Source organism: Erythrobacter sp. NE805 (assembly GCF_046452355.1).
In the GTDB taxonomy this organism is placed as follows: Bacteria; Pseudomonadota; Alphaproteobacteria; order Sphingomonadales; family Sphingomonadaceae; genus Erythrobacter.
On sequence record NZ_JBKFDI010000001.1, the window covers coordinates 458,616 to 482,733 of the forward strand.

Annotated in this window: 20 protein-coding genes; 9 read left to right on the forward strand and 11 right to left on the reverse strand. The window is 69.8% G+C overall.

The window, feature by feature from the left end:
• Positions 1 to 41 precede the first annotated feature (41 nt).
• Positions 42 to 1,079 carry a glycoside hydrolase family 43 protein gene (locus tag ACLBKU_RS02030; protein WP_410177864.1) on the forward strand — a complete coding sequence of 346 codons (1,038 nt, stop codon included), beginning with the start codon at positions 42 to 44 and terminating at the stop codon, positions 1,077 to 1,079.
• Positions 1,080 to 1,117: 38 nt separating this feature from the next.
• Here the strand turns inward: ACLBKU_RS02030 and ACLBKU_RS02035 are convergent, their stop codons facing one another.
• Together ACLBKU_RS02035 and dgoD are read right to left on the reverse strand one after the other, a co-directional pair.
• On the reverse strand, positions 1,118 to 3,808 hold the full coding sequence (locus ACLBKU_RS02035; protein WP_410177865.1) for a TonB-dependent receptor: 2,691 nt from the start codon (positions 3,806 to 3,808) through the stop codon (positions 1,118 to 1,120).
• A gap of 147 nt (positions 3,809 to 3,955) precedes the next feature.
• Positions 3,956 to 5,092, reverse strand: coding sequence for a galactonate dehydratase (dgoD, locus tag ACLBKU_RS02040; protein ID WP_410177866.1), 1,137 nt, complete (start codon positions 5,090 to 5,092; stop codon positions 3,956 to 3,958).
• A 92-nt stretch (positions 5,093 to 5,184) separates the two neighbouring features.
• On the opposite strand from dgoD, the gene ACLBKU_RS02045 reads away from it, so the two are divergent.
• The 4 genes from ACLBKU_RS02045 to ACLBKU_RS02060 all read left to right on the forward strand — a co-directional run bounded on the left by ACLBKU_RS02045 (position 5,185) and on the right by ACLBKU_RS02060 (position 8,443).
• Positions 5,185 to 6,075 carry a 2-dehydro-3-deoxygalactonokinase gene (locus ACLBKU_RS02045; protein ID WP_410177867.1) on the forward strand — a complete coding sequence of 297 codons (891 nt, stop codon included), beginning with the start codon at positions 5,185 to 5,187 and terminating at the stop codon, positions 6,073 to 6,075.
• Positions 6,072 to 6,710: a 2-dehydro-3-deoxy-6-phosphogalactonate aldolase gene (locus tag ACLBKU_RS02050; protein ID WP_410177868.1), complete on the forward strand. Its 639-nt coding sequence runs from the start codon at positions 6,072 to 6,074 to the stop codon at positions 6,708 to 6,710. Before ACLBKU_RS02045 ends, ACLBKU_RS02050 begins: the two co-directional genes overlap by 4 nt.
• Positions 6,707 to 7,639 carry a Gfo/Idh/MocA family protein gene (locus tag ACLBKU_RS02055; protein ID WP_410177869.1) on the forward strand — a complete coding sequence of 311 codons (933 nt, stop codon included), beginning with the start codon at positions 6,707 to 6,709 and terminating at the stop codon, positions 7,637 to 7,639. Before ACLBKU_RS02050 ends, ACLBKU_RS02055 begins: the two co-directional genes overlap by 4 nt.
• A gap of 78 nt (positions 7,640 to 7,717) precedes the next feature.
• A complete protein-coding gene (locus tag ACLBKU_RS02060; RefSeq protein ID WP_410177870.1) occupies positions 7,718 to 8,443 on the forward strand; it encodes a FadR/GntR family transcriptional regulator in 726 nt (241 codons plus the stop codon).
• 22 nt (positions 8,444 to 8,465) lie between these two features.
• Here ACLBKU_RS02060 and ACLBKU_RS02065 read toward each other — a convergent pair whose 3' ends face one another.
• The 5 genes from ACLBKU_RS02065 to ACLBKU_RS02085 all read right to left on the reverse strand — a co-directional run bounded on the left by ACLBKU_RS02065 (position 8,466) and on the right by ACLBKU_RS02085 (position 13,477).
• Positions 8,466 to 9,776, reverse strand: a complete 1,311-nt coding sequence (locus ACLBKU_RS02065; RefSeq protein ID WP_410177871.1) for an ABC transporter substrate-binding protein — start codon at positions 9,774 to 9,776, stop codon at positions 8,466 to 8,468.
• A complete protein-coding gene (locus ACLBKU_RS02070; protein ID WP_410177872.1) occupies positions 9,773 to 10,597 on the reverse strand; it encodes a carbohydrate ABC transporter permease in 825 nt (274 codons plus the stop codon). Before ACLBKU_RS02070 ends, ACLBKU_RS02065 begins: the two co-directional genes overlap by 4 nt.
• The gene (locus ACLBKU_RS02075) at positions 10,594 to 11,472 is read right to left on the reverse strand and encodes a carbohydrate ABC transporter permease (protein ID WP_410177873.1); all 879 of its coding nucleotides are present in this window, start codon (positions 11,470 to 11,472) and stop codon (positions 10,594 to 10,596) included. The genes ACLBKU_RS02070 and ACLBKU_RS02075 overlap by 4 nt, the downstream gene beginning before the upstream one ends.
• Complete coding sequence (locus tag ACLBKU_RS02080; RefSeq protein WP_410177874.1) at positions 11,469 to 12,572, reverse strand: ABC transporter ATP-binding protein; 1,104 nt, start codon at positions 12,570 to 12,572, stop codon at positions 11,469 to 11,471. Before ACLBKU_RS02080 ends, ACLBKU_RS02075 begins: the two co-directional genes overlap by 4 nt.
• 71 nt (positions 12,573 to 12,643) lie before the next feature.
• Positions 12,644 to 13,477: a phytanoyl-CoA dioxygenase family protein gene (locus ACLBKU_RS02085; RefSeq protein ID WP_410177875.1), complete on the reverse strand. Its 834-nt coding sequence runs from the start codon at positions 13,475 to 13,477 to the stop codon at positions 12,644 to 12,646.
• A 71-nt stretch (positions 13,478 to 13,548) separates the two neighbouring features.
• Here ACLBKU_RS02085 and ACLBKU_RS02090 point away from each other — a divergent pair, with 71 nt between their 5' ends.
• The 4 genes from ACLBKU_RS02090 (at position 13,549) to ACLBKU_RS02105 (ending at position 20,236) form a co-directional block, all read left to right on the forward strand.
• Positions 13,549 to 14,958: a family 43 glycosylhydrolase gene (locus tag ACLBKU_RS02090; protein WP_410177876.1), complete on the forward strand. Its 1,410-nt coding sequence runs from the start codon at positions 13,549 to 13,551 to the stop codon at positions 14,956 to 14,958.
• Between the two features lie 62 nt (positions 14,959 to 15,020).
• On the forward strand, positions 15,021 to 15,641 hold the full coding sequence (locus ACLBKU_RS02095) for a Pr6Pr family membrane protein (RefSeq protein WP_410177877.1): 621 nt from the start codon (positions 15,021 to 15,023) through the stop codon (positions 15,639 to 15,641).
• An 86-nt stretch (positions 15,642 to 15,727) separates the two neighbouring features.
• Positions 15,728 to 16,615, forward strand: a complete 888-nt coding sequence (locus ACLBKU_RS02100; protein WP_410177878.1) for an ABC transporter ATP-binding protein — start codon at positions 15,728 to 15,730, stop codon at positions 16,613 to 16,615.
• 15 nt (positions 16,616 to 16,630) lie between these two features.
• Entirely contained in the window at positions 16,631 to 20,236 is a 3,606-nt protein-coding gene (locus ACLBKU_RS02105; protein WP_410177879.1) for a M1 family aminopeptidase, read from the forward strand.
• A gap of 155 nt (positions 20,237 to 20,391) precedes the next feature.
• On the opposite strand, the gene ACLBKU_RS02110 is transcribed toward ACLBKU_RS02105, so the two are convergent.
• From ACLBKU_RS02110 to ACLBKU_RS02125, 4 genes are read right to left on the reverse strand one after another with little or no spacing between them, the layout of a single operon-like run.
• Entirely contained in the window at positions 20,392 to 22,059 is a 1,668-nt protein-coding gene (locus ACLBKU_RS02110; RefSeq protein WP_410177880.1) for a sulfatase-like hydrolase/transferase, read from the reverse strand.
• Positions 22,056 to 22,478 (reverse strand): DUF1330 domain-containing protein, encoded by a 423-nt coding sequence (locus ACLBKU_RS02115; protein WP_410177881.1) that lies wholly within the window; start codon positions 22,476 to 22,478, stop codon positions 22,056 to 22,058. Before ACLBKU_RS02115 ends, ACLBKU_RS02110 begins: the two co-directional genes overlap by 4 nt.
• Positions 22,475 to 23,383, reverse strand: a complete 909-nt coding sequence (locus ACLBKU_RS02120; protein WP_410177882.1) for a haloalkane dehalogenase — start codon at positions 23,381 to 23,383, stop codon at positions 22,475 to 22,477. The genes ACLBKU_RS02115 and ACLBKU_RS02120 overlap by 4 nt, the downstream gene beginning before the upstream one ends.
• A 56-nt stretch (positions 23,384 to 23,439) precedes the next feature.
• The gene (locus ACLBKU_RS02125; RefSeq protein WP_410177883.1) at positions 23,440 to 24,036 is read right to left on the reverse strand and encodes a TetR/AcrR family transcriptional regulator; all 597 of its coding nucleotides are present in this window, start codon (positions 24,034 to 24,036) and stop codon (positions 23,440 to 23,442) included.
• Positions 24,037 to 24,118 lie beyond the last annotated feature (82 nt).

The following is a 24,118-nucleotide window of genomic DNA, read 5'->3' on the forward strand; positions in this document are numbered from 1 at the left end:
AACAAGCGGCGTGCCCGCGACCAGTCTCACAGGAGCCACGCTTGCGCAATTCCGTCCCCTTCTGTCTCGCCGCCGCGCTCCTCGCCTGTGCCGCCCCGCCCGCCTCGACCGCCGAGCTCCAGCCCTTCGTCCCCGTCTACCGCACCGACTTTCCCGACCCTTTCGTGATCGATCACAACGGCAAATACCTCGCCTATGCCACCAACGCGCCGCGCGATCAGGCCAATGTGCAGATGGCGGTCTCGGACGACCTCGTGAACTGGGCGCCGCTCAGGGACGGCGGCCGGCTCCACGACGCCATGCCGGTGCTCCCGTCATGGGCGAGCCGCGGGTGGACCTGGGCGCCCGAGGTGATGAAGCTCGGCGAGACCTATCTCCTGTTCTTCACCGCGCGCGAGACCGCGAGCGGCAAGCAGTGCACCGGGGTCGCGACCGCCGCCGATCCGTTGGGGCCGTTCACCTCGCCGGCGAAGGAGCCGCTGATCTGCCAGCGCGACCTCGGCGGGACGATCGACGCGAGCCCGTTCCGCGATGCCGACGGCCAGCTCTACCTCTACTTCAAGGCCGACGCCAACGCGGTCGGCAAGCCCACCGACATCTTCGTCCAGCCGATGACGCCCGACGGGCTCGCGCTGACCGGCGAGCCGAAGGTGCTGCTCACCAACGACCGCGAATGGGAGGCGCACGTCGTTGAGAGCCCGACGATGGTGCGCCATGCGGGGGGCTACACGCTGTTCTACTCGGCGAACCACTTCGGGTGGGAGCCGCACCAGCGCCTCAGTCCCTATGCGATGGGCTATGCCACCTGCGCGGGACCGATCGGTCCCTGCACCGACGCGCCCGAGAACCCGATCCTCCACAGCTACATGGACAAGGCCGCGGGGTGCCTCAGCGGCCCCGGCCACCAGGCGGTGTTCGCGGCCGCCGGGCGGCAATACATCCTGTTTCACGCCCACATCGCGCGCGGCGGGTGCCAGAACGCGCGGAAGGGCCGCGCGATGTACATCGCCCCGCTCGGCTGGCGCGAAGGCAAGCCGGTGATCGGCAACAGCCTGAGGCTCGCCGCCCCGGCAAAGTGATCGCTCCCTCCCCCGGCGGGGGAAGGGGCTCACCAGGCTCAGCGTCCGAAGCGGAAGCGGAAGCCCAGCGAGACGGTGCTCTCGTCGTCGCGCAGGTAGCGGATGAACTCGGCCTCGGGCGCGCCGTTGCGGGCCGAGGTGAAGTCCTGCCGGAACTGCTCGCGGGTGATGTTCGTCCAGTCGCCGAACAGCGCGAGATCGTCGTTGATGTTGTAGGACAGCGACAGGTCGAGCCGGCCTGCCGGGCGGGCGCGCTCGGTGTAGATGTCGTCGCCGCGGAACTGCTGCGTCGCGCGGTAGCTCGACCGGTCGTTGTAGGCGAGCCGCACCGAGGCGCCGTAGCGCTCGTAGATCCCGACCACGTTGGCGTTCCACTTGGAGACGCCGTTGAGCTGGTCGGTGATCGGCTGGTAGCTGAGCCCGCCCGCGCCGTCGGGCTGCTGGGTCTTGCCGTCGATGTAGGTGACGTTGACCTGGACCCCGAAGCCGCGCGCCCAGTCGGGCAGGCTCTCGAAATCGGCGAAGGCCTGGCCCTGGAGCTCGGCGCCGGTGATCCGGCCCTTGCCGGTGTTGACCGGCCCGGTGATCTCGACGACGCCCAGCGTGGGATCGTTGATGCGGAAGGTGTTCTGCTGGATGAACCCGTCGATCTCGCGGTGGAAGCCGGTCAGCGAGACGAAGGAGGAGGGCGCGAAGTACCACTCCACCGCCGCGTCGAAGTTCCACGAGGTGAAGGGGTTGAGGAACGGGTTGCCGCCGTTGCCGCGCCGCGGATTGCTGTCGGTACCGACGCCGCCCGGAGGCGGGGGGCCGAGCACCAGCGCCGGGTTGAGGTCCGCGAAGGTCGGCAGGGTACGGGTCTTGGAGACCGCCGCGCGCAGCTGGATTTCGGGCGTGGCGCGGAACCGGATGCTGGCGTTGGGCAGCCACGAGGTGTTGGTGCTGCCATCGTCGATTGCCGGAATGCCGGTCGGCGCGGGTCCGGCGACGCGGGTCTTCACCCGGGTGTAGCGCACGCCCACCGTCCCCTCGAGATCGCCCGAGCCGAGGTTGACCTGCCCGTAGCCGGCAAGGTTCTTCTCGCTCGCGGTGTAGAGGAGGTTGCGGTTCACCGGGTCGGCGCCGAAGCCGACCAGCTGGCGGATCGCGACGATGTTCTCGCGGATCGAGCCGTAGGTCGGCGCGGCCCAGCGGTAGGTGCCGCCGACGTCGACGCCGCGGAACACGTCGAAGATCACCGGCAGGCTCGATGCGTTGGTCGGCGTGCCGGGCCGCGCGAAGCGGTTGGCATATTCGCGCACCGCGTCGCGGTCGGTGTAGCGCACGCCGGCCTGGATCGAGCGGATGATGTCGCCGTCGACGAGGTATTCGAGATCGCCGCGCAGCTGCCAGTCGTCACCCGCCGAGCGCTGGTTCTCCTCGAACAGGCCGTCGAAGAACTGCGCGCTCTCGTCGCGGAAGTTGATGTTGGTGATCTCGAAGGCGGGGCGGTCGGTGTCGAAGTTGATGGTCGGCGCAGCGGTCCAGCGGCGGTCGACGCTCTCGGTCGAGCCGGTGAAGGTGCTGTCGGTGCGGGCGACATCGATGTGGACGTTGAGCTTGTCGAAGGTCGCCTTGACCCCGCCGGCGAACTGGTAGGTGTCGGTCTTGTTGAAGGTCGCGCCCTGGAAGGAGAACAGCGAGCCCGCAGGCGCATTGACCGTGCCCGAGCGCACGAGGTTGGTGCCCTCGCGGAACACGAGGCTCGCAACCTGCGCGCCGTTGAACAGCTCGGCGGCGAGCAGGCGGTCGTCGATCTTGTTGCGGAAGCCCTGCCACAGGCCCTCGACATAGAATTCGAGATCGGGGTTGGGCTTGTACTGGATCGCGCCGTTGACCGAGGGGCGCACGCGGTTGCCCGAGCGGTAGAACAGGCGCTGGATGTCCGGGAAGCGCGCTGCGGTGCCCGCGCCGGCGTCGGCGACGAGCGTGCCGGTGCCGCCGTTGCGGAAGGTCTGGAGGAAATCGGTGTTCGAGATCTCCGCGTCGAGATAGGTCATCTCGACCCGCGAGGCGTTGAGGAGCACCCCGAACTCGCCGCCGTCGCCCACTTCCCAGCGCTTGGTGGCGAGCAGGTTGAAGTTGGGGTCGAGCTTGCGTCCCTGGCGGGTGTAGAGGCCCCAGACCGAGCCCGCGAACTGGCCGTCCTCGAAGTCGAAGGGCTGGCGCGAGCGGACGTTGACGAGCCCCGCAAGGCCCGGCTCGACGAGGTCGGCGGCGGAGGTCTTGTAGACCTCGAGCGCGGCGACATTGGCGGCGGGGAAGTCCTGGAGCGCGACGACGCGGGTCTCGGCGGTGAAGATCTCGCGGCCGTTGTAGGTGGTGGTGAAGTTGGGGAGGCCGCGGACCAGCACGTTCGAGGCCTCGCCGCCCTGGCGGTAGACCTGCACCCCCGGGATGCGCGCGGCGATCTGCGCGGTGTTGAGGTCGGGGAGCTTGGCGATGTCCTCGGCGACCACGGCGTCGACGATCTCGTCGGAGTTGCGGCGGATGTTGGCGACGCTCTCGAGCGAGGCGCGCAGGCCGGTGACGACGATGCCCTCGCCTTCCGGAGTGTCCTGCGCAGGCTGGGCCCTGGCCGGATCGGCGGTGGTCGTGGTGGTGGTGTCCTGCTGGGCGTGGGCAGCCGTCGCGGCGAGCGACATGGCCATGACCGACACGGTGCAGCGAACGACGTTTACAGCACGCATCACTATCTCCCCTTGTTGTCGCGGCCGTGTTGATCGGCTCGCTTTTGTGTTGCGCAGGATAGCCGCGCGGCTACCTGCGGGTGCAATATATATTATAAATAAGATAATGTCTGGCAATGTGGCCATTTGGCCACGCTTTCTCCTCCCTCACCATTCGGCGAGCGAGCCGTCGGCGTGCCGCCAGACGGGATTGCGCCAGCGGTGTGGGGCGCTCGCCGCAGCGCGCACCCGCGCCTCGTCGATGGCGATGCCGAGGCCCGGCCCGGTGGGGATCGGCAGGAACCCGTCCACCGGCGTCAGCACCGCAGGCTCGACCATGAACTCGAGGAGGTCGTGCCCCTCGTTGTAGTGGATGCCGAGCGACATCTCCTGAAGCACCACGTTGGGCGTGCAGGCGGCGAGCTGGAGGCACGCGCCCAAGGCCAGCGGCCCAAGTGGGCAATGCGGCGCGACCGCGACGTCGTGCGCCTCGGCCAGCGCGGCGATGCGGCGGCATTCGCTTAAGCCCCCGGCGTGGCTCAGGTCGGGCTGGATCACGTCGACCGCGCCCGCTTCCAGAAGCGGCTTGAAGTCCCAGCGCGAATAGAGCCGCTCTCCAAGCGCGATCGGCGTCGCGGTCAGCGCCGCGATCTGCGGCAGGGCCTCGGCGTGTTCGGAGAGCAGCGGCTCCTCGATGAACAGCAGGCCGAGCGGCTCCAGCGCGCGGGCGAGCTGTTTCGCCATCGGGCGGTGGAGGCGCCCGTGGAAGTCGAGCGCGACGTCCATGCCCTCGGCCTGCGCCGCCTCGACCCGCGCTACCACCTCGGCAAAGCGCGGCGCGGCGAGCCAGGCGACATCGCCGGTCGCATTCATCTTGACCGCGGTGAAGCCCTGCGCGCGGCGCGCAGCGGCGGCGGCGGCGATGTCGTCGGGCCGGTCGCCGCCGATCCAGGCATAGGCGCGCACCTTGTCGCGCACCCGCCCGCCGAGCATCTCGTGCGCCGGGAGGCCGTAATGCCGCCCCTTCCAGTCCCACAGCGCCTGGTCGAGGCCCGAGAGCGCCGACATCAGCACCGCCCCGCCGCGGTAGAAGCCGCCGCGGTAGATCACCTGCCAGATGTCCTCGATGGCGCGCGGGTCAGCGCCGATCACCCGGTCGCGGATCGCCTCGAAGGCGCCCATCACCGCCTCGGCGTGTCCCTCGAGGCTCGCCTCGCCCCAGCCGACCGAGCCGTCGTCGGCCTCGACCCGCACGAACAGCCAGCGCGGGGGCACGAGAAAGGTCTCGAGGCCAATCAACTTCATGAGCGCATATCCTGCTGGCGTTTCACGGAGTCGTATTTATATGATAATTAGCGGGCGGCAAGACTTGCCTGCATCTGGTCGAGGAGTCGGTTGTGAGCTGGGAGGGTCCGTTCATCGCGGTCGACTGGGGCACGACCAACCGCCGCGCCTGGCGGATCGCGCCCGATGGCACGGTCGAGGAGGCCTGCGCCGACACGGGCGGGATCACCGCGGTGCGCGAGCGCGGCTTCGCCGACGAGGCGGCGGCGTTGCGCGCTCGGCTCGGCGACCTCCCCATGCTGCTCGGCGGGATGATCGGGTCCGACCGCGGCTGGCGCAATGTGCCCTATGCCCCCTGCCCCGCCGACGCCCGCGCGCTCGCTGAGGGGATCGACTGGATCGATTCGCGCACCGGCATCGTCCCCGGCGTCTGCCAGCCCCACCCCGCAGCACCCGAGGTGATGCGCGGCGAGGAGGTGCAGATCGTCGGCGGCCTCGCGTGCCGCGCGCTCCCCCCCGACGCACTCGTCTGCTGCCCCGGCACCCATGCCAAGTGGGTGCGGATCGAGGGCGGCCGCATCGTCCGCTTCGCCACCTGGATGACCGGCGAGGTCTTCGCGCTGCTCTCCCGCCACTCGATCCTCGCGCCGCAGCTCGAAGGCGAGGCGCAGCCCGGCGCGGCCTTCGCCGCCGGGGTCGCGGACTCGGCCGGGGGCGACGCGCTCGGCCACCTCTTCGGCTTGCGCGCCGGTCACGTCCTCGGACATCCCCGCAAGGACGCGCCGAGCTATGCCAGCGGGCTCCTGATCGGCGCCGAGGTCCGCGCCGCGCTCGCCCGCTTCGGCGACACCGCGCCCGCCCTCGTCGGCCGCACCGATCTCGGCGCGCTCTATGCCGCCGCCCTTGCACAGGTGAGGGGCAAGCCGCTGCCGCCGGGACACATCATCGACGGCGAAGCGGCGTTCCGCGAGGGGCTCCGCGCCATCATCCGGGAATTGCCATGACGAGCACCGCGAACTTCACCCGCCTCTTCGCCCGCTGCCCGCTGGTCGCGATCCTGCGCGGCGTGCGGCCCGAGGAGGTCGAGGGCGTAGGCAGCGCGCTGGTCGAGGCGGGGATCTGCATCATCGAGGTGCCCCTGAACTCGCCCGAGCCGCTCGAGAGCATCGCCCGCCTCGCCCGGCTGGTGGGCGATGAGGCGCTGGTCGGCGCGGGCACGGTGCTCGAGCGCGCCGACGTCCTGCGCGTCGCCGAGGCGGGCGGGCAGATCGTCGTCTCGCCCGGCACCGATCCCGAGGTCATCACCGCGACCCGCGCCGCGGGCCTCGTTTCGGCGCCGGGCTACTTCACCCCGAGCGAGGCCTTCGCCGCGATCCGCGCCGGGGCGAACGCGATCAAGCTCTTTCCCGCCGAGGCCGCCTCTCCCGCCGTGGTGAAGGCCCAGCGGGCGGTGCTGCCGAAGGATGTCCCGCTGATCGTCGTGGGCGGCATTACCCCCGAGAAGACCGCGGACTACCTTGCCGTAGGGGCCGACGGCTTCGGCCTCGGCGGGGCGCTCTACAAGCCGGGGACGACCCCCGCCGAGGTCGCCGCCAGCGCGCGCGCCTTCGTCGCCGCGCTCGGGGAGCGGGCCGCATGACGATCCGCCCCCCCATCCGCATCGCGATCATCGGCTACGGCAAGATTGCCCGCACCGAGCACGCCCCGGCCATCGCCGCCCATCCGGAGCTCGCGCTGGTCGCCGTCGTCGCCCCTGGCGGCGCGCCCGACGCGGGGGTGCCGGTCTTCGCCTCGCTCGCGGAGCTGCTCGCCGCCCTGCCGGACGGGGTCGACGCGGTGAGCCTCGCCACCCCGCCGCGCGTGCGCCACGCCATCGCCGCCGAGGCGATCGCGGCGGGGCTCGCGGTGCTGCTCGAGAAGCCTCCCGCGGCGACCTTCGGCGAGCTCCAGGACCTCGAGGCCCGCGCCCGCGCCGCGGGGACCTGCCTGTTCGCCGCCTGGCACTCGCAATATGCCCCCGCCGTCGCTCCCGCCGCCGCGTTGCTCGATGGCGAGACCGTCACCGCCCTCGCCATCGAATGGCGCGAGGACGTCAAGCGCTGGCATCCCGGACAGGACTGGATCTGGGAGCCCGAGGGCTTCGGGGTGCTCGACACCGGCATCAACGCGCTCTCGATCGCCTCGGCGATCCTGCCCCAGCCGCTGTTCGTCGAGAGCGCGGAGTTCACCATTCCCTCGAACCGCCAGACCCCGATCGCTGCAACGCTGCACTTCGCCGGGGGCGCCCTCTCCGCCGGCTTCGACTGGCGCGAGACCCGCGAGGAGGTGCGCTGCCTCACCGTCGACACAGCCAGCGGGCGGCGGGTCGCAATCCACGACGGCGGTGCGCGGCTGGTCGTCGACGGCGCCGAGCACCCGCTCGGACCCTTCGCCGAGTACCCCGCGCTCTACGCCCGCTTCGCCGCGCTCGTCCCGGCCCGCGCCATAGCCGTCGACGCCGCCCCGATGCGCATCCTCGCCGACGCCGCGCTGATCGCGCGCCGTCTCTCCACCGCGCCCCACGACTGACCTCGGATGACTGACCGATTGCGCCCGCCCGCGATATCTGCGAATCAGCCCGCAGAACGGGGACGGGGCATCTCGCACATGACGAAAATGGAGACCGTCGGGGCGGGTCTGGGGTCGGGCCGCAACCTGACCTACGCGCTGCTCGACGCGGTCGGAAAGGCGATCGTCACCGGGCACTACGACGCCGTGCCCTTCCCCACCGAGGCCGATCTCGCTCGGCAATACCAGGTGAGCCGCTCGGTCACGCGCGAGGCGGTGAAGATGCTGACCGCCAAGGGCCTGCTGGTGGCGCGCCCGCGCAAGGGCACCACCGTCCAGCCGCCGCGCGCCTGGAACCTGTTCGATCCCGACGTGCTGCGCTGGATGCTCGAGCGCAAGTTCTCGCTCGATCTGCTGCGCCAGTTCAACGAGCTGCGCATCGCCATCGAACCGCAGGCGGCGGTGATCGCGGCGCGCGCGGCGGACGCGCAGGGGATTGCGGGGATCGCGGCGGGCTACCAGCGCATGGTCGCCGCCGAGGCCGGGGACGACGACCCGCTCGAGGCCGATATCGCCTTCCACATCGCCATTCTCGAAGCCTCGGCCAACCCCTTCTACGCGCAGTTCCGCGACGTGGTGTCGACGGCGCTGAGGACCTCGATCCGCTTCACCAACCGCTTCAAGGGCCGCACCGCGAGCCTGCCGCAGCACCGCGCGGTCCTGACCGCGATCGAGGCGCGCGACGCCGAGGCCGCGCGCGCGGCGATGGCGGCGCTGATCGAGGAGGTGATGGACCTCATCGCCGACGCCGAGCGCGCCGCCTGAGCGCGCCGCCCGGCCGGGCGCCTCACATCATTTGCGCGTAGAGCCGGTTGACCCGCCGCTCGGCATCCCTGAGCGCCGCGTCGATCGGTTTGGTCCCGGTGATCGCCGCCTCGAGCTCCTCGCCGATCAGCCCCTGCACCGCGCCCTGCCGCTCGACATAGCCGGGAAGCTGCTGGCCGGTGCGGGCGAGCGCGGCGATGTCCTCGCGGTGCGGGAGCGCGCGGAATTCGCGGGTTGCGAGGACGCCTGCGAAGGCGGGGAGCTGGCCGGTGCGCGACCAGTCGTAGTTGTGCTTCGCGAGGAAGGCGAGAAACCGCGCCATCGCCGCGCGCTCGGCCGGGCTGCGCTCCGCTGCGGGCACCACCCAGGCGTGCCCGTCGACGAACGGCGCCGCCGTCCCCCACAATCGCGGGAAGGGCGCGACGGCATAGTGCCCGTGGAGCGCCGATCCCGGCTTCGCCGCCTCGGCATCATAGGGCCCGAGCATCCAGGTGCCGACCGGGAAGATCCCGCCCCTGCCTTGCGTGAAGGCGGCGGTCGCGGCGGGGAAGTCCTGATCCCGCGTCGTCAGCCCCTCGACATTGAGCTGCCGCATCAGGCCGACGACCGTGCGCGCCTCGGGGGTGTCGAGGCGGATGTGCCGCGCGTCGGGGTAGATCGGCTTCCCCTGAGCAAGGAGGTAGGTGTAGAGGAAGGCGACGTTGAAGTCGGGCGCGCTGACCTGCGCCTGGATCAAGTAGGGCTTGCCGGTCTTCGCCTTGAACTGGCGGGCCTGCGCGAGCAGTTCCTGCGGGGAGTTCGGCAGCACCGGCTTGCCGCCGCGCATCAGCCCCGCCTCGGCCATGAGCTGCGTGTTGATGTGGAACAATCGCCCGATCGTGTCCCACGGCATGCCGTAGAGCCGGCCCTCCTTCTCCACCCCCGCACGCGCCGCCGGGGTGAAACTTGCCGGATCGATCTTCGCTTGCGCCAGCAAGGGCTCGACCGGCTCGATCAGACCGCGGCCCGAATAATCGGAAATCACCGACTGGTGCATCGTCACGAGATCCGGCGGATCGCCCGCCGCGATCTGCGCGGCGAGCTGCGGATAGCCCGGCCAGGCGACGACGTTGAGCTTGACCCGGACGTCGGGGTTCTCGGCCTCGAAGCGGTTGATGAGCGTGGTCAGGATACCGCACTCGGTGTCGGCCTTGGCGACGTCGGTGCTCGCCCCGTAGACCGCGCCGCATTCGCCGAAGAAGCGCTGGACGACGATCTCCGGGCGGTCGTCGGCGGGCGCGCAGCCGGCCAGCAATCCCGCGAAGCCGAAGGCGAGCGCCCGCTCCCACCTCATCGCACCGCCGTCCCCGCCATCGCGCGCACGATCTGCTTCTGGAAGGCGATGTAGACGACGAGAATCGGGATCGAGGCGAACACCGCCTGCGCCATCAGGAAGCCCAATCCGCTGGTCTGCGCATAGTTCATCTGCGCCGACGCGAGGCCGACCGTCAGCGTGAAGTAGTCGCTGGTCGTCGCCGAGATCAGCGGCCACCAATAGTCGTTCCACGAGCCGAGGAAGGTGAAGACGCCGAGGGTCGCCTGCGCGGGCCAGGTGAGCGGCAGCAGCACCTTCCAGAACAGCGTGAGGCGCGAGGCTCCGTCGAGCAGCGCGGCCTCGTCGAGCTCCCGCGGGATGGCGCGGAAATACTGCGTCATGAAGAACACCCCGAAGGCGCCGGTGAGGCTCGGCAGGATCAGGCCGGGGTAGGAGTTGTGCAGCCCGAGCATCGCGAACAGCTGGTGGCGCGGCAGGATCACGGCCTGCTCGGGCACCGCGAGGCCGAGCAGCACGATCACGAACAGCGTGCGGCGGAACGGGAATTCGAGCCGCGCGAAGCCGTAGCCCGCGAGGCTCGAGAGGACGAGCACGCCGATCGTCGAGCCGGTCGAGACGATCAGGCTGTTGACCAGCCAGCGCGTCGTCAGCGAGCCGGCGAGGATCGCCTCGTAGTTCTCGAGCGTCCAGGGCGGGGAGAAGGCCGAGGCGCTGTCGGCCATCAGCGCCGCGTTGCTCTTGAAGGAGAGGAGCAGCGTCCACAGCATCGGTGCGAGCATGATCGCGGCGCCGATCAGCAGCAGCACGGTGACGAGCGGCGAGAGGCGCTCGCGGTTCACGCGCGGGGCTCGTCGTGGCGGGTGACGAGCCAGTATTGCAGCAGCGTCACGGCGAGGATCATCCCGAACAAGAGCTCGGCGATGGCGGTCGCATAGCCCAGCTCCCAGCGGCCGAAGGAGACCTCGAAGATGTAGAGCACGATGGTCCGCGACGCCCCGCCCGGGCCTCCGCCGGTGAGGAGCTGCGCCTGCCCGAAGATCTGCAATTGCGCCGCCGTCTGGAGCATCACCACCAGCAGCAGCGTGCGCCGGACCTGTGGCAGCGTGATGCGCCGGAACACGGTCCAGCGCCCCGCGCCGTCCAAGGCGGCAGCCTCGTAGATGTCGCCCGGCACCTGCTGGAGCCCGGCGAGGAACAGCATGATCGGAAAGCCCAGCGACCACCACAGGGTCGTCACCGCCAGCGCGGGGATGACGGTGGCGGGATCGGAGAGGAAGGGGATCGGCGGGCGGCCCAGTGCCTCAAGGCCGAGCGCGACCAGCCCCGCATCGGGGGTGAGAATGAAGCGCCAGATCAGGGTGACGATCGTCACCGACAACACCAGCGAGGAGAAGAACACGCCGCGCAGGATCGCCGCGAGGCGCGTGCTGCGGTTCAATGCGAGCGCGAGCAGCAGGGCGATGACCGTCAGCGGGGGGACGATCAGCAGCGTCAGGGTGAGCGTGTTGGCGAAGGCCTGGAGCAGCACCGGATCGCCGAGCGCCTCGGCGTAGTTCGCCAGCCCCACCCACTCGCGCCGCCCGAACAGGTCGGCGTTGTTGAGGCTGATCCACAGCCCCATCAGCAAGGGCACGATCAGGATCGCGACATAGGCGAGGAGGAACGGCCCGACGAAGGCATAGCCGACCAGCGCGTCGCGGCGCGCGCGGTTCATGCCCGCGCCTCGGGTTGGGGGTGATGCGCAGTGCCGTCGGCGGTGAAGAGATGCGCGGCGGCGGCGTCGATCGCGAGACTCACCCTGTCGCCCTGGCGCACCGCGCTGAAGCCGGGGGCGCAGGCGATGACCTCGCTGCCGTCGCCGAGCCGCGCATAGAGGAAGCTGCGGTCGCCGAGCCGCTCGACGAGGTCGACCGTCGCGGGGATGCCGTCCTCGCCCGGCTCGGCAATGCAGACGTGCTCCGGGCGCAGGCCGACGTCGACCTCTGCGCCGGGCACCATGTCGCCCGCAGGCACGGCCGTAAGGAGGTCCGCGCCGCAGGGCAGGCTCACCCGCACCCGTCCGCCCGCGGTGCCGGTCACGATCCCGGGAAGCATTGCCATCGCCGGGGAGCCGACGAAGCGCGCGACGAAGGCGTTGGCGGGGCGGGCGTAGACCTCGGCCGGGGTGCCGACCTGCTGGATGCGCCGATCGTTCATCACCACGATCCGGTCGGCCAGCGTCATCGCCTCGGCCTGGTCGTGGGTGACCATGATGAGCGCCGCCTCGACCCGGTGCCGGAGCTGGGCGAGTTCGACCCGGGTGCGGTTCCTCAACGCCGCGTCGAGATTCGAGAGCGGCTCGTCGAGCAGGAACAGCTTGGGCTGCTTGACGATCGCGCGCCCGATCGCGACCCGCTGGCGCTGGCCGCCCGACATCTGCCCGGGTTTCTTGTCGAGCTGGCTCGCGATCTCCAGCGTGTCGGCAGCCTGTGCGATGCGCCGCGCGATCTCGTCCCTGGGAACGCCCGCGTTGACCAGCCCGAAGGCCATGTTCTCGCGCACCGTCATGTGCGGGTAGAGCGCGTAGTGCTGGAACACCATCGCGATGCCGCGCTTGCCCGGCGCGAGGCCGTCGATCCGCGCGCCGCCGAGCCGAACCTCGCCCGCGTCCAATGTCTCGAGCCCGGCGATGATCCGCAGCAAGGTCGACTTGCCCGAGCCCGAGGGGCCGAGGAAGGCGATGAACTCGCTGGGAGCGATCGACAGCGAGACGCACTCGAGCACGCGCGTCGCGCCATAGGACTTGCAGACGTCGATCAGCTCAAGGCCGGACAAGCGGCTCTCCCCTCATTTATCATATTTATTCCACTCTGCGTGACAATCGCCCGCAGGTCAACGGCTGGAGGTCAATAGGCGGGGGTCAGCAGGCCATCGATAACATGGTGCTGGATGACCGGCTCGAGCCGCTCGACAATCCGGGCAGGCAGGTGGTCGCGCACCACCGGGGGCAGCGCCGCGTGCCACGGCGCGGTCGCCTGGAGATCGTGGTGCGCGCCGTTGGTCGCGTCGGGCGCGTCGACCCCGATCACCAGCACCGGGCGCGGCTCATCCGAGACATTGGCGGTGCCGCGGTGCACGGTCAGCGCCGAGCGGGCCGAGATGTCGCCGCGCCTGGGCAGCTTCTTCACCGCCCGCGCCTCGTAGCGCGGCCAGAGGTGCGCGGGCGGGAACATGCCCTTCGCGCAGCCCTCGAACCGGTCCCACTGGGTGCCCGGCGCGATCTCGAAGGGGCCGTGCTCGGGACGGGTGTCGACGGTGGTGAGGTTGAAGGCGAGCGAGTTCAGGCGCCGGCCGATGGTGGTCGCCTCCGGCACGGCGAAGTCGCGGTGCCACGGCTGGTCGGCGGCGCCGGGGAAGGGGATGTCGAAGCCGACTTCGACGATCCGGTAGTCGGGCCCCAGCACCGCCTCGCACACCGCGACGAACCACGGGTGGGAGGCGATTCCCGCGAAAGCGGAGATTCGCTCGGGCTGGATCTCGACATACCAGCGCGCGGGCCCCCGCGGCAGGGCGCCGCCGGGCAGGCCGCGCACCTCGGCGAAGATCGCCATGATCTCGGCATGGAGACCGTCGATCAGCGCCGGGTCGAAGGCCCCGCGGCAGGCGATGATCCCCTCGCCGTAGAGCCCCCCCAATATATTCCCCGCTTCGTAAGCCGGAGCGTCGAAAGCGCTTGCCATTGCCGGTCCCTCATTTATCATACAAATGAGATCTAACATCTGCGACGTGCCTTGGCGAGAGGGCAAGAGGAATGCTGAAGAATACCACGGACGAGACCGAAACTTTCGAGGTCGACGCCGTCGCCGAGGGCATCGCCACGCGCTTCACGGTGCGGCTCGGCGACGTCGAGAAGACCTACCGGATCCCGACCGGCCAGCATAACCACTACGCGGTGTTCTTCAGCGAACTCGCGCGCGATTTCGGCACGCGCGCGCATCACCATCGCCCGATTCCCATCGACGGCGATCACGAGCCGGACTGGCGCCCGCTGATCCTTGAGAATCTCTCCCCGCGCACCTTTGCAGGCTATGGCGATCCGGCGGTGCTCAAGACCGACGAGGGCTATTTCCTCGTTGCGACCTCGAACGACGCGCTCGACGCCTTCCCGATCCTCCACTCGGACGACCTCGAGAAGTGGACCCACGTCGGCTTCGTCTTCCCCGAGGGCGAGGCGCCGGAATGGACTGCGCACGGGCGCACCGTCGGCGACTACTGGGCGCCGGAGATGGCCAAGTGCGGGGACGAGTACTGGCTGGTCTACACCGCCCGCCAGCGCTCCAACGCGCTCGCCATCGGCCTTGCCAAGGCCCCGCACCCGACCGGCCCCTGGACCGATCTCGGCCACCCGCTGGTGAGCGGCTTTGCGATCAACACCACCAATTTCCCCGACGACCCGACCCAGCCGATGCTGAGCGGCGGGGTGATCGATTCGCACATCTTCATCGACGCCAATGGCGAGCGCTACCTGTTCTGGAAGCGGGACACCAACGGGGTCTGGCCCCGCCCGCTCGCCGGATTGCTGCGCCGCCGTCCCGAACTCGTCGCGCAACTCTTCGAGGAGGAGGCCGAACGCCGCGCCGCGCGCTTCGCCGCCGCGGTCCAGCCCTGGGCCAACACCCGCCGCCCAATGGAGCGCTTCTTCCTCATGCAGCCGCTGATCGAGGCGGTGCTCGACAACTGGGAGCGGGTGCGCACCATCCTCGCCACCATCCCCGAGGCGGACTTCATCTACGACGCGATGAGCACCCCGATCCACGCCCAGCGCCTCGACGAGAACGGCGAGCTGATCGGCACCGACACGATCGTGCTCACCAACGACCAGGAATGGGAAGGCCACCTCATCGAGGGGCCGTGGGTGACGCTCCAGGAGGGGCGCTACTGGATGTTCTATGCGGGCAACGACTTCGGCACCCCCGCCTACGGCATCGGGGTGGCGGTCGCCGACCATCCGCTCGGGCCCTATGTCAAGCAGGACGGGCCGCTGCTGAAGTCGGTCAAGACCTGGTGGGCGCCGGGCCACGCCTCGGTCGCGCCCGGCCTCGACGGCAAGCCGCAGCTGTTCTTCCACGCCTTCTTCCCCGGCACCGGCGGCTACAACGCCTTCCGCGCGCTGCTGACGACGAAGCTCGAATTCACCCGCGACAAGGTGACGCTGGGTTGACCTTGCCCCTCTTGCGGTGACACCTTGCCCCTGCGCAATCCGCGCCGGGGGGATCACGCAGCATGAACAGGGACACCGGCTTGCGCCTTGCGGCCGTCGCCATCGCCGTGACCGCGTGGACGGCGGAGGTGCTGTTCGTCGCCGAGCAGGTCGGGGACGGCGGCGCGCTCGGCGCGGTGCTCATCGACACCACCGCCTTCCTCACCGACTGGACCGCGACCGCCGTCGCAATCACCTGCTCGATCATGGCGCTGCGCGGCATCGGCGCCGTTCCGCCCTTCTGGCGCGCGGCGGCGGCGATGGGGACGGTGACGGTCGGCATCCTCTTCGCCGGGATCGGCGGGCTCGAGGTGGTGTTCATGCAGGGGACGAGCAGCGTGCTCGCGCACCTCGCCGTGCCGGTCGCGATGGGCCTGTTCTGGCTGGCGCTGCCGCGTGGCGGCCTGAGGTGGCCTCAGGCCGCCGCGCTTGCGGGGCTGATGGTGCTCTATCTCGCGGTCATGTTCGTCCGGGGCGCGGCGAGCGGGTTCTACCCCTACCCCTTCATGGACGCGGGAGCGATCGGCTACGGCCCCTCGCTCGCCTTCGCCGGGGTGATGGTGGCGACCGCCCTCGCGGTGGCGCTCGCGCTGGTCGGGATCGACCGCTGGCGCGCGCAATCGCCAACCGGCGTCGACGAATGACGGGAGAATTCTACGAGCGTGATTGGCGCATCCGGCTCCCACGCTAAGATAACGTGCAACAAGAACACCGCATCGGGGGCCACAACATGCTAGAACTCACCGGCGTCAGCCACGTCTATCCCAACGGCACGCACGCGCTCGACGACGTGAACCTGTCGATCCCCAAGGGGATGTACGGGCTGCTCGGCCCCAACGGCGCGGGCAAGTCGACGCTGATGCGCACCATCGCGACGCTCCAGGCGCCGACCGCCGGGAGCATCCGCTTCGGCGACATCGACATCCTCGCCGAGCCCGACCGGCTGCGCCGCACGCTGGGCTACCTGCCGCAGGATTTCGGCGTCTATCCGCGCGTCTCGGCCTACCAGATGCTCGATCACATGGCGGTGCTGAAGGGCGTCGCCAAGGCCTCCGAGCGCAAGGCGATGGTCGAGCACCTCCTCAACCAGACGAATCTCTGGGCCGTGCGCGGCAAGGCGATCGCGGGCTTCTCTGGCGGGATGCGCCAGCGCTTCGGCATCGCCCAGGCGCTGATCGGCGAGCCCGAACTCATCATCGTCGACGAGCCGACCGCCGGCCTCGACCCGGAGGAGCGCAACCGCTTCTTGAACCTTCTCGCAGGGATCGGCGAGAACGTGGTGGTGATCCTCTCGACCCACATCGTCGACGACGTCGCCGACCTGTGCCCGCGCATGGCGGTGCTCGCCGGGGGCAAGGTCCGCCTCGAGGGCGCGCCGCTCGAGCTGATCCGCCAGACGCAGGGACGGGTCTGGCAGAAGACCGTGCCCCACACGCAACTCGCCGAGATGCAGGAGCGCCACGAGGTCATCTCGCACCGCTTCTTCGCGGGCGAGATCGTCGTCCACGTGCTCGCGGACAGCCAGCCCGAGGGGTTCGACCACGTCAGCGGCGGGCTCGAGGACGTCTACTTCGCGACCCTCGCCGAAACCCGCCGCGCGCCTGCGCAAGCGGCGTAAGGGAGGGCTGCCACCATGCTGACCGCCAGCCTTGCCGCGTTCGAAATCCGCTACCAGCTCAGGAACCCCGTCTTCTGGGTCTCGGTCGCGATCTTCTTCCTCCTCGGCTTCGGCCTTGCCGCCTCGGAGAACGTGAGCTTCGGCTCGCCCGGCGCGGTGCACGAGAATGCGCCCTACACGCTGACCATCGCGATGGCGCTGTTCGCGACCTTCTACCTCTTCGTCATCACCTCCTTCGTCGCCAACGCCGTGGTGCGCGACGACACCACCAAGTTCGGGCCGATGATCCGCGCGACGCCGGTGGGCCGCACCACCTTCCTCGCCGGGCGCTTCCTCGGCGGCCTCGCGATCGCGACATTGGGCTACATCGCCGTGCCGGTCGGCATCGGCGTCGGCGCGGCGATGCCGTGGGTGGACCCGGAGACGGTCGGCCCCAACAGCCTCGCGATGTATGTCTGGCCGTTCCTGATCATCGCCATCCCCAACCTGATCCTCTCCTCGGCGCTGCTGTTCAGCCTCGCGACGCTGACCCGCTCGATGCTGGCGAGCTATATCGGCGTGCTGGTGCTGGTGATGGGCTACCTCGCGGTAAGCATCGTCGCCTCGGCAGACCCGACCAACCTGCCGATCGTCGCCCGCTACGAGCCGCTCGGCACCGCCGCGATCGGCGAGGCGACGCGCTACTGGACGGCGGCCGAGATGAATTCCCGGCTGATCCCCTTCGAGGGCAACCTGCTGTTCAACCGCCTGTTCACACTTGGCCTCTCGGCGCTGTTCCTCGCCGTCGCCTGGGCGCGCTTCAGCATGACCGAGCGCGCGCCCTCGCGCTGGCAGCTGCGCCGCCTCGCCAAGCAGGCCGCGAAGACCGCCAAGGCCGAGGCCGTCGCCCCCCGCGCGCTCACCGCCCCGGTCCGGCGCAGCTTCGGCCTCGACCATGCGTTCGCCGCCTTCCGGGTGCGCCTCAAGGCCGAGGTGCAGCTGGTGATCAAGAGCCCCGGCCTCATCGTCCTGCTGCTGATCGCGGTCGCCTTCTCGACGCTCAACCTCGTCAATTCCGAGACGATCTACGGCACCTCCTCCTACCCGCTCACCGCCGACGTCATCTCGACCCTGATCGGCAGCGTCTCGCTGTTCAGCCTGATCGTCGCGGTGTTCTACGGCGGCGAGCTCGTCTGGCGCGAGCGCGACGTGAAGATCTCCGAGATCGTCGACGCCACCCCGGCACCCGGCTGGGCGGTGTTCGTGCCCAAGATCCTCGCGATCTTCACCGTGCTCATCGCCATGTCGCTCGCCGGGGCGGCGACCGGCCTTGCCTATCAGCTCGCCAAGGGGACGGGCAGCATCGACGTCGGCCTCTACCTCTCGGCCTTCATCGTGCCGCAGAGCATCGACCTCCTGCTGATCGCGATCCTCTCGGTGTTCTTCCAGGTGCTGAGCCCCAACAAGTATGTCGGCTGGGGCCTGATCCTGATCTGGTTCGTCAGTCGCATCTTCATCCAGAACCTCGGCTATTCGAACATGCTCTACATGTTCGGCGCGGGGCCGGGCGAGCCGCTCTCCGACATGAACGGTACCGGCGGCTTCTGGATCGGCGGGCTGATCGCGCGCGCCTACTGGGCGTGCTTCGGGGTGCTGCTGCTGGTCTTCTCGCACTGGGCCTGGCCGCGCGGGACGGTGGTCGCGGTGGTGCCGCGCCTCAGGGGGATCGCGCGGCGGATGACCTGGCAATCGGGCGGCATCGCGCTCGGCGCCCTCGCCGGAATGGTCGGCACCGGGCTCGTCATCCACGAGAACATCAAGGTGCTCAACACCTACGAGACCTCCGACGAGGGCGAGGCGCGCCTCGCCGAACTCGAGCGCAAGTACCTGAAATACGAGAACCTGCCTCAGCCGGTCGTCACCGATGTCGTCTTCGACATCGCGATCCACCCCAAGGAGCGCCGCGTCGAGGTGGCGGGCAGCTACAATCTTCGCAACGACAGCGGGGCACCGATCAGCGAGCTCCACGTGCGACAGGGCGATCCCGAGGTGACCTTCTCGCGGCTCGACATCGCCGGCGCCAAGCTCGCCAGCCTCGACGAGCGCCATGCCTACCGCATCTACCGCTTCCGGGAGCCGCTCGCCCCCGGAGCGACGACCCGGCTCGACTTCAGGTCGCAGGTGTGGCGGCGCGGCTTTCCCAACGGGGCGCCCGCGACCGACGTCGTGCTCAACGGCACTTTCCTCAATAACCAGACCTTCGCGCCGATCATCGGCATGAGCCGCCAGGGCCTGCTCCAGGACCGCACCCAGCGGCGCCGCCAGAAGTTGCCGGCCGAGCTCAGGATGGCGAAGCTCGAGGACACGCGCGCGCAGGCGCACAATTACGTCCGCGCCGACTGGGTGAACTCGCGCATCACGATCAGCACCGACGCCGACCAGGTGCCGATCGCGCCGGGCAACAAGCTCTCCGACGTCGTGAAGGACGGGCGCCGCATCGCGGTGTTCCAGAGCCCGGCGCCGATCCTCGACTTCTTCTCGGTGCAATCGGCACGCTACGCCGTCGCCGAGGCGAAGGCGGGGCAGGTGCAGCTTGCCGTATACCACGACCCGCGCCACGCCTGGAACGTGCCCGCGATGCTCAAGGCGATGCAGAACGCGCTCGGCTATTACGAGCGCAATTTCGGGCCCTACCAGTTCGGCTATGCGCGGATCGTCGAGTTCCCCGGCTACGACAGCTTCGCGCAGGCCTTCGCCGGGACCATGCCCTATTCGGAGAGCATCGGCTTTGCCGCCGACGTCCGCGATCCGGACACGATCGACTACGTCACCTACGTCACCGCGCACGAGGTCGCGCACCAGTACTGGGCGCACCAGCTGATCGGCGCCGATATGCAGGGATCGACCTTACTGTCTGAAACCCTTGCACAATATTCGGCGCTGATGGTGATGAAGCAGCTCTACGGCGAGGACAAGATCCGTCGCTTCCTCAAGTTCGAGCTCGACCGCTACCTCGCGGGGCGCAAGGCCGACGTGCTCGAGGAGCAGCCGCTGATCCGGGTCGAGAACCAGCAGCACCTCCACTACCGCAAGGGCAGCCTCGTGATGTACCTGCTCCAGAAGCGCCTCGGCGAGGACGCGGTCAACCGTGCGCTCGCCCGGCTGGTCGCGACCTACCGCTTCAAGGGCGCGCCTTTCCCGCGCAGCCTCGACCTCGTCGCCGAGCTGCGCAAGGAGGCGAAAACGCCGGCGGATCAGGCGCTTGTCACCGACCTGCTCGAGAGGATCACGATCTACGACCTCAAGACCAAGTCGGCCGAGACGGCGAAGCTTCCCGACGGGCGCTGGCGGACGCGGATCACGCTCGAGGCGGGCAAGTTCCATGCCGACGGGCGCGGCAAGGAGACGCCTGCCCCGCTCGCCGAGGACATCGAGGTCGGCCTCTTCACCGCCCGGCCCGAGACCGGCGCCTTCCGCAAGGCCGACGTGCTGGCGATGCAGCGCTACCCCGTCAGGGGCGGTAAGCAGGTGGTCGAGGTGGTCACCGCGAAGCAGCCGAAGTTCGCCGGGATCGATCCCTACAACTTCTTCATCGACCGCAACTCGGACGACAACCTGCTCCCGGTCGACGGCCCGAAGTGAGGCGATGTTTCACGTGAAACATCGCCGCCGGGAGGGGATCTGGTGCGGGTCTGGAGGGGTCTAAGGAGGGTGTGGAGGGGGTCAAAGGGGGGTCTTAAGGCGTCTGGCGCCGGTCTGGCGCGTGGCAGGATTCCGCCCCTCCCCCGCCCCGGAGCTCAATTGGGCCAGTAGATGAACTCGTCGCCCTTGCGGTAGGGCTCGGCCAGGGTCCGGTCGATCGACACCGGCGTGTCGAAGGTGCTCGCGTAGAGCGGCGGCTTGCGGCCCTTCTCGTGCCCCGCGATCAGCGCGGCGAGTGCCGCCCGCCGCGCGGGCTGGCTCGCGGCGAGGTTGACCTTCTCCGTGGGATCGGCGGCGAGGTCATAGAGCCACGCCCTGCCCTGCTTGCCGTTGACCTGGAGCTTCCAGTTCCCGGCGCGCACCGCCTTGTAGTAGCCGCTCGACCAGAACAGCGGGGCCTGCGGGTCGAGCGCCGCGCCCTTGCCGGTCAGCGCGGGCAGCAGGTTGCGCCCGTCGATCGCCACCCCCTGCGGCAGCGGCGCGGCGGCGGCGGCGGCGAGGGTCGGCATGAGGTCGACCTGCCCGACCGGGAGCGCGACCCGCTGGCCGGGCGCGATCCGCGCCGGCCAGCGCGCGAACATCGGCACGCGGATACCGCCCTCGAAGAAGGTGCCCTTGCCCCCGCGGTAGGGCGCATTGAGGCCCTGAAGCCCGACATAGCCCGGCGCGCCGTTGTCCGAGGAGATCACCACCAGCGTGTTCTCGGCGAGGCCTTCCGCCTCCAGCTTGTCCATGATCCGCCCCACGCTGCGGTCCAATGCGCGGATCATCGCCGCATAGACCCTGAGGCGATGCGAGCCGACATTCCCCACCGCGTCGTAATCCGCCCGCGTCGCCTGCAAGGGCGAGTGCACCCCCCAATGCGCGAGGTAGAGGAAGAAGGGCCGGTTGCGGTTCGCCTCGATCACCTTCAGGCTTTGGTCGGTCCAGTAGTCGGCGAGATAGCCGCCGGGCGCGAATTTCGTGCCCCCATTGTAGCTCGTGACGAAATGCGCCGAGGCCCACAGGAAGCGGTCGATGGGATCGAAGTCGACACGGGCGCTGACGATGTCGGGCGAGTCCTCCGGCCCGTGCAGCATCCCGTCCATGTTGAGGCTCTCGTCGAAGCCTTGCGCATTGGGAAGGAAGCGAGGGGCGTTGCCGAGGTGCCACTTGCCGATGTGGACCGTGTGGTAGCCGCGCGCCTTGAGGACCTCGGCGATGGTCACTTCCTCCGGCGGCAGGCCCTGCTCCTCGAAGGGCGGCGCGGCCGCCGCGGCGGCGGGGTCGGTGAGGATCGGCGGGCGACCCGGCTGGATGTCGTTCCACACCATCGGCACGATCCGCGGGAAGCCTGCCGGGGTGGGGGTGAACTCGAAGCCGGTGCGCGTGGGATAGCGCCCGGTCATGATCTGCGCGCGGCTCGGCGAGCAGGTGGCGTTGCCGGCATAGGCCTGCGTGAGGATCGCGCCCTCGGCCGCCAGCCGGTCGATGTTGGGGGTTTTGACCTTGCCCCCGGCGACCCCGCCGCCGAAGGTCGAGAGGTCGTTCATGCCGAGGTCGTCGAACAGGATGAAGACGATGTTGGGGGGCCGCTCGGCGGGGCTCTGCGGGCCTCGCGCTGGGCCCTGCTGCCACGGCACCGGGCGGTTGGGGGCGACCGCGACCGTGCTCCGCCAGCGCACGAGGCCCAATGCGATGTCGGTGCGCAAGTGATACGCCCCGCCGCCCAGCACCGCGAGGCCCGCGGCGGTTCCGAGCAGCGCCTTCCCCCAGCGCCTCACGCCGCCGCCCCGGCGCGGGGCTTGGTGCAGATGTTGAGCTGCCCGGCGAGCCCGGCGTCGCGGTGCTTCGCGACTTGCTGGTATTCGGGCGACTGCACCATCGCCAGCATCGCCTTGCGCGAGGGGTATTCGGCGATCGCCACCATGTCCCACAGCTCCTCGATCTCGCCGATCAAGAGGCCGGTGACGGCCCCGCCGAAGCGCAGCGTGCCGCCCACCGCTGCGATGCAGGCGTGGACCCCTGCGGCATAGCGCGCATAGGCCTCGCGCCCCGGAAGGTCGGGATCGCTGCCGTCGGCATAGGCCGCCTTGTCCTTGAACTTGAGGAGGTTGACCATGCAGATCGGCTCATCGTCGCCGCCCGCGAAGAAGGCCATCGCCTGCTGCGGTGCGGGATGAAGCTGGTTCATGACGATCATTGCGGTGCTCCGGCTCGTGCGGCGTCGAGGATGGCGGCGACGAACCCTTCCGGGTCGTCCTCCTGGATGAAGTGCCCGCCCCTGAGCGTGCGGTGCGCCTGCCCGGCGGTGCCGGGGACGCGGCCGATGAAGCGCGTCTCGCCGGTGCGGGTGATCGGATCGCCGTCGGAGAAGGCGCACAGGAACGGCTTGTGCCAGCGGTCGAGCACTTGCCACGCCGCCTGCTGGTCGGGGATCGCGGGGTTGCCTGCGAAGGGCACGAAGCTCGGGAAGATCCGCGCGCCCGCCTTGTAGCGCGCGTCGGGGAAGGGCGCGTCATAGGCGGCGATCTCGTCTGGCGAGAGGCCGCGCTTCGTGCCCCTGGAGATGATCCGGCCGATCGGGAAGACCGGGCTCCACTTCGAGAAGGCGCGCCAGATCGCGAAGGCGCGCGGCGCGGGGCCGCCTTCGGGCAGGCCGCCGTTGGAGAGCACGACCGCGCGGAACCGCTCGGGCATGGCGGCGACGAGCCGGAGTCCGATCAGCGAGCCCCAGTCCTGGCAGGCGAGGGTGATGTCGGTGAGGTCCGTCGCCTCGAGCCACTGGCGCATCCAGCCGACGTGGCGGGCGTAGGAATAGTCGCGCGCCGCCGCGGGCTTGTCGGACTTGCCGAAGCCGACGAGATCGGGGGCGAGGACGCGGTAGCCTGCCGCGACGACGGGGGCGATCATGTGGCGGTAGAGATAGCACCACGAGGGCTCGCCGTGCATCATCAGCACCACCGGCGCATCGCGCGGGCCCTCGTCGAGGTAGTGGATGCGCAGGGGCGTGCCGGTCGCGGCGTCGCGGATTTCCAGGTAGTGGGCGGCGAAGGGAAACCCGGGCAGTCCCGCAAAGGCCGTGTCGGGCGTGCGCAGCACCTTCACGGCAGTTTCCCTCCCCCGATTTATGGCACCATGAATGTCATTACTTCGCGCCCGCGTCAATCCTCGGGCCAGCGGGCGAGGGCATCGCCGAGCATCCGCCGCACCACCGCGGCGGCCTCCTCGGGCGCGAGGTTCTGGTCGCGGCGCAAGAGCTCCCAGGTGGCGAAGCTCAGCACCACGTTGAGGCCGCGCACCCCCGCCTCGTCGGCGCGCACCGCGAGCGGCAGGTGCGCCGCGAGCGCCTCCGTCTCGAGCCGGACCATCCGCCGGTGGTCATCCATCAGGTAGGCGGATTCGAAGCGCCTCAGGCTCGCCGAGATGCGGTAGGGCATGATCGTCTCGAAGATGCGGGCGCGGCGGGCGGCGATGTCGAACAGGCGCTGCTGCCAGGTCGCGCCCTCGGGCGGGCGCATCAGGATCGGCAGGACCTGAAGCTCGATCGCCTCGGTCATCTCGCGGTAGAGCGCGTCCATGTCCTTGAAGTGCCGGAACACCGACCTCAGGCCCACCCCGGCGACTTCGGCGACCTCGCCGGCGCTGGGCGCGACATTGCCGGCGGCGACGAGGTCGAGCATCGCGGCGACGATCTTCGCCCGGCTCGACCGGCTGCGCGCGCGCCGCCCGTCCACGCGCGGGGTGGCGGGGCGGGACATCTCCAATGAGCTCATCGCGCGCGTGCCCCCCCTGCGGGGCCAGGGTGGCCCCGTAAGCGGTTGACCCTATGAACCCCCGGGC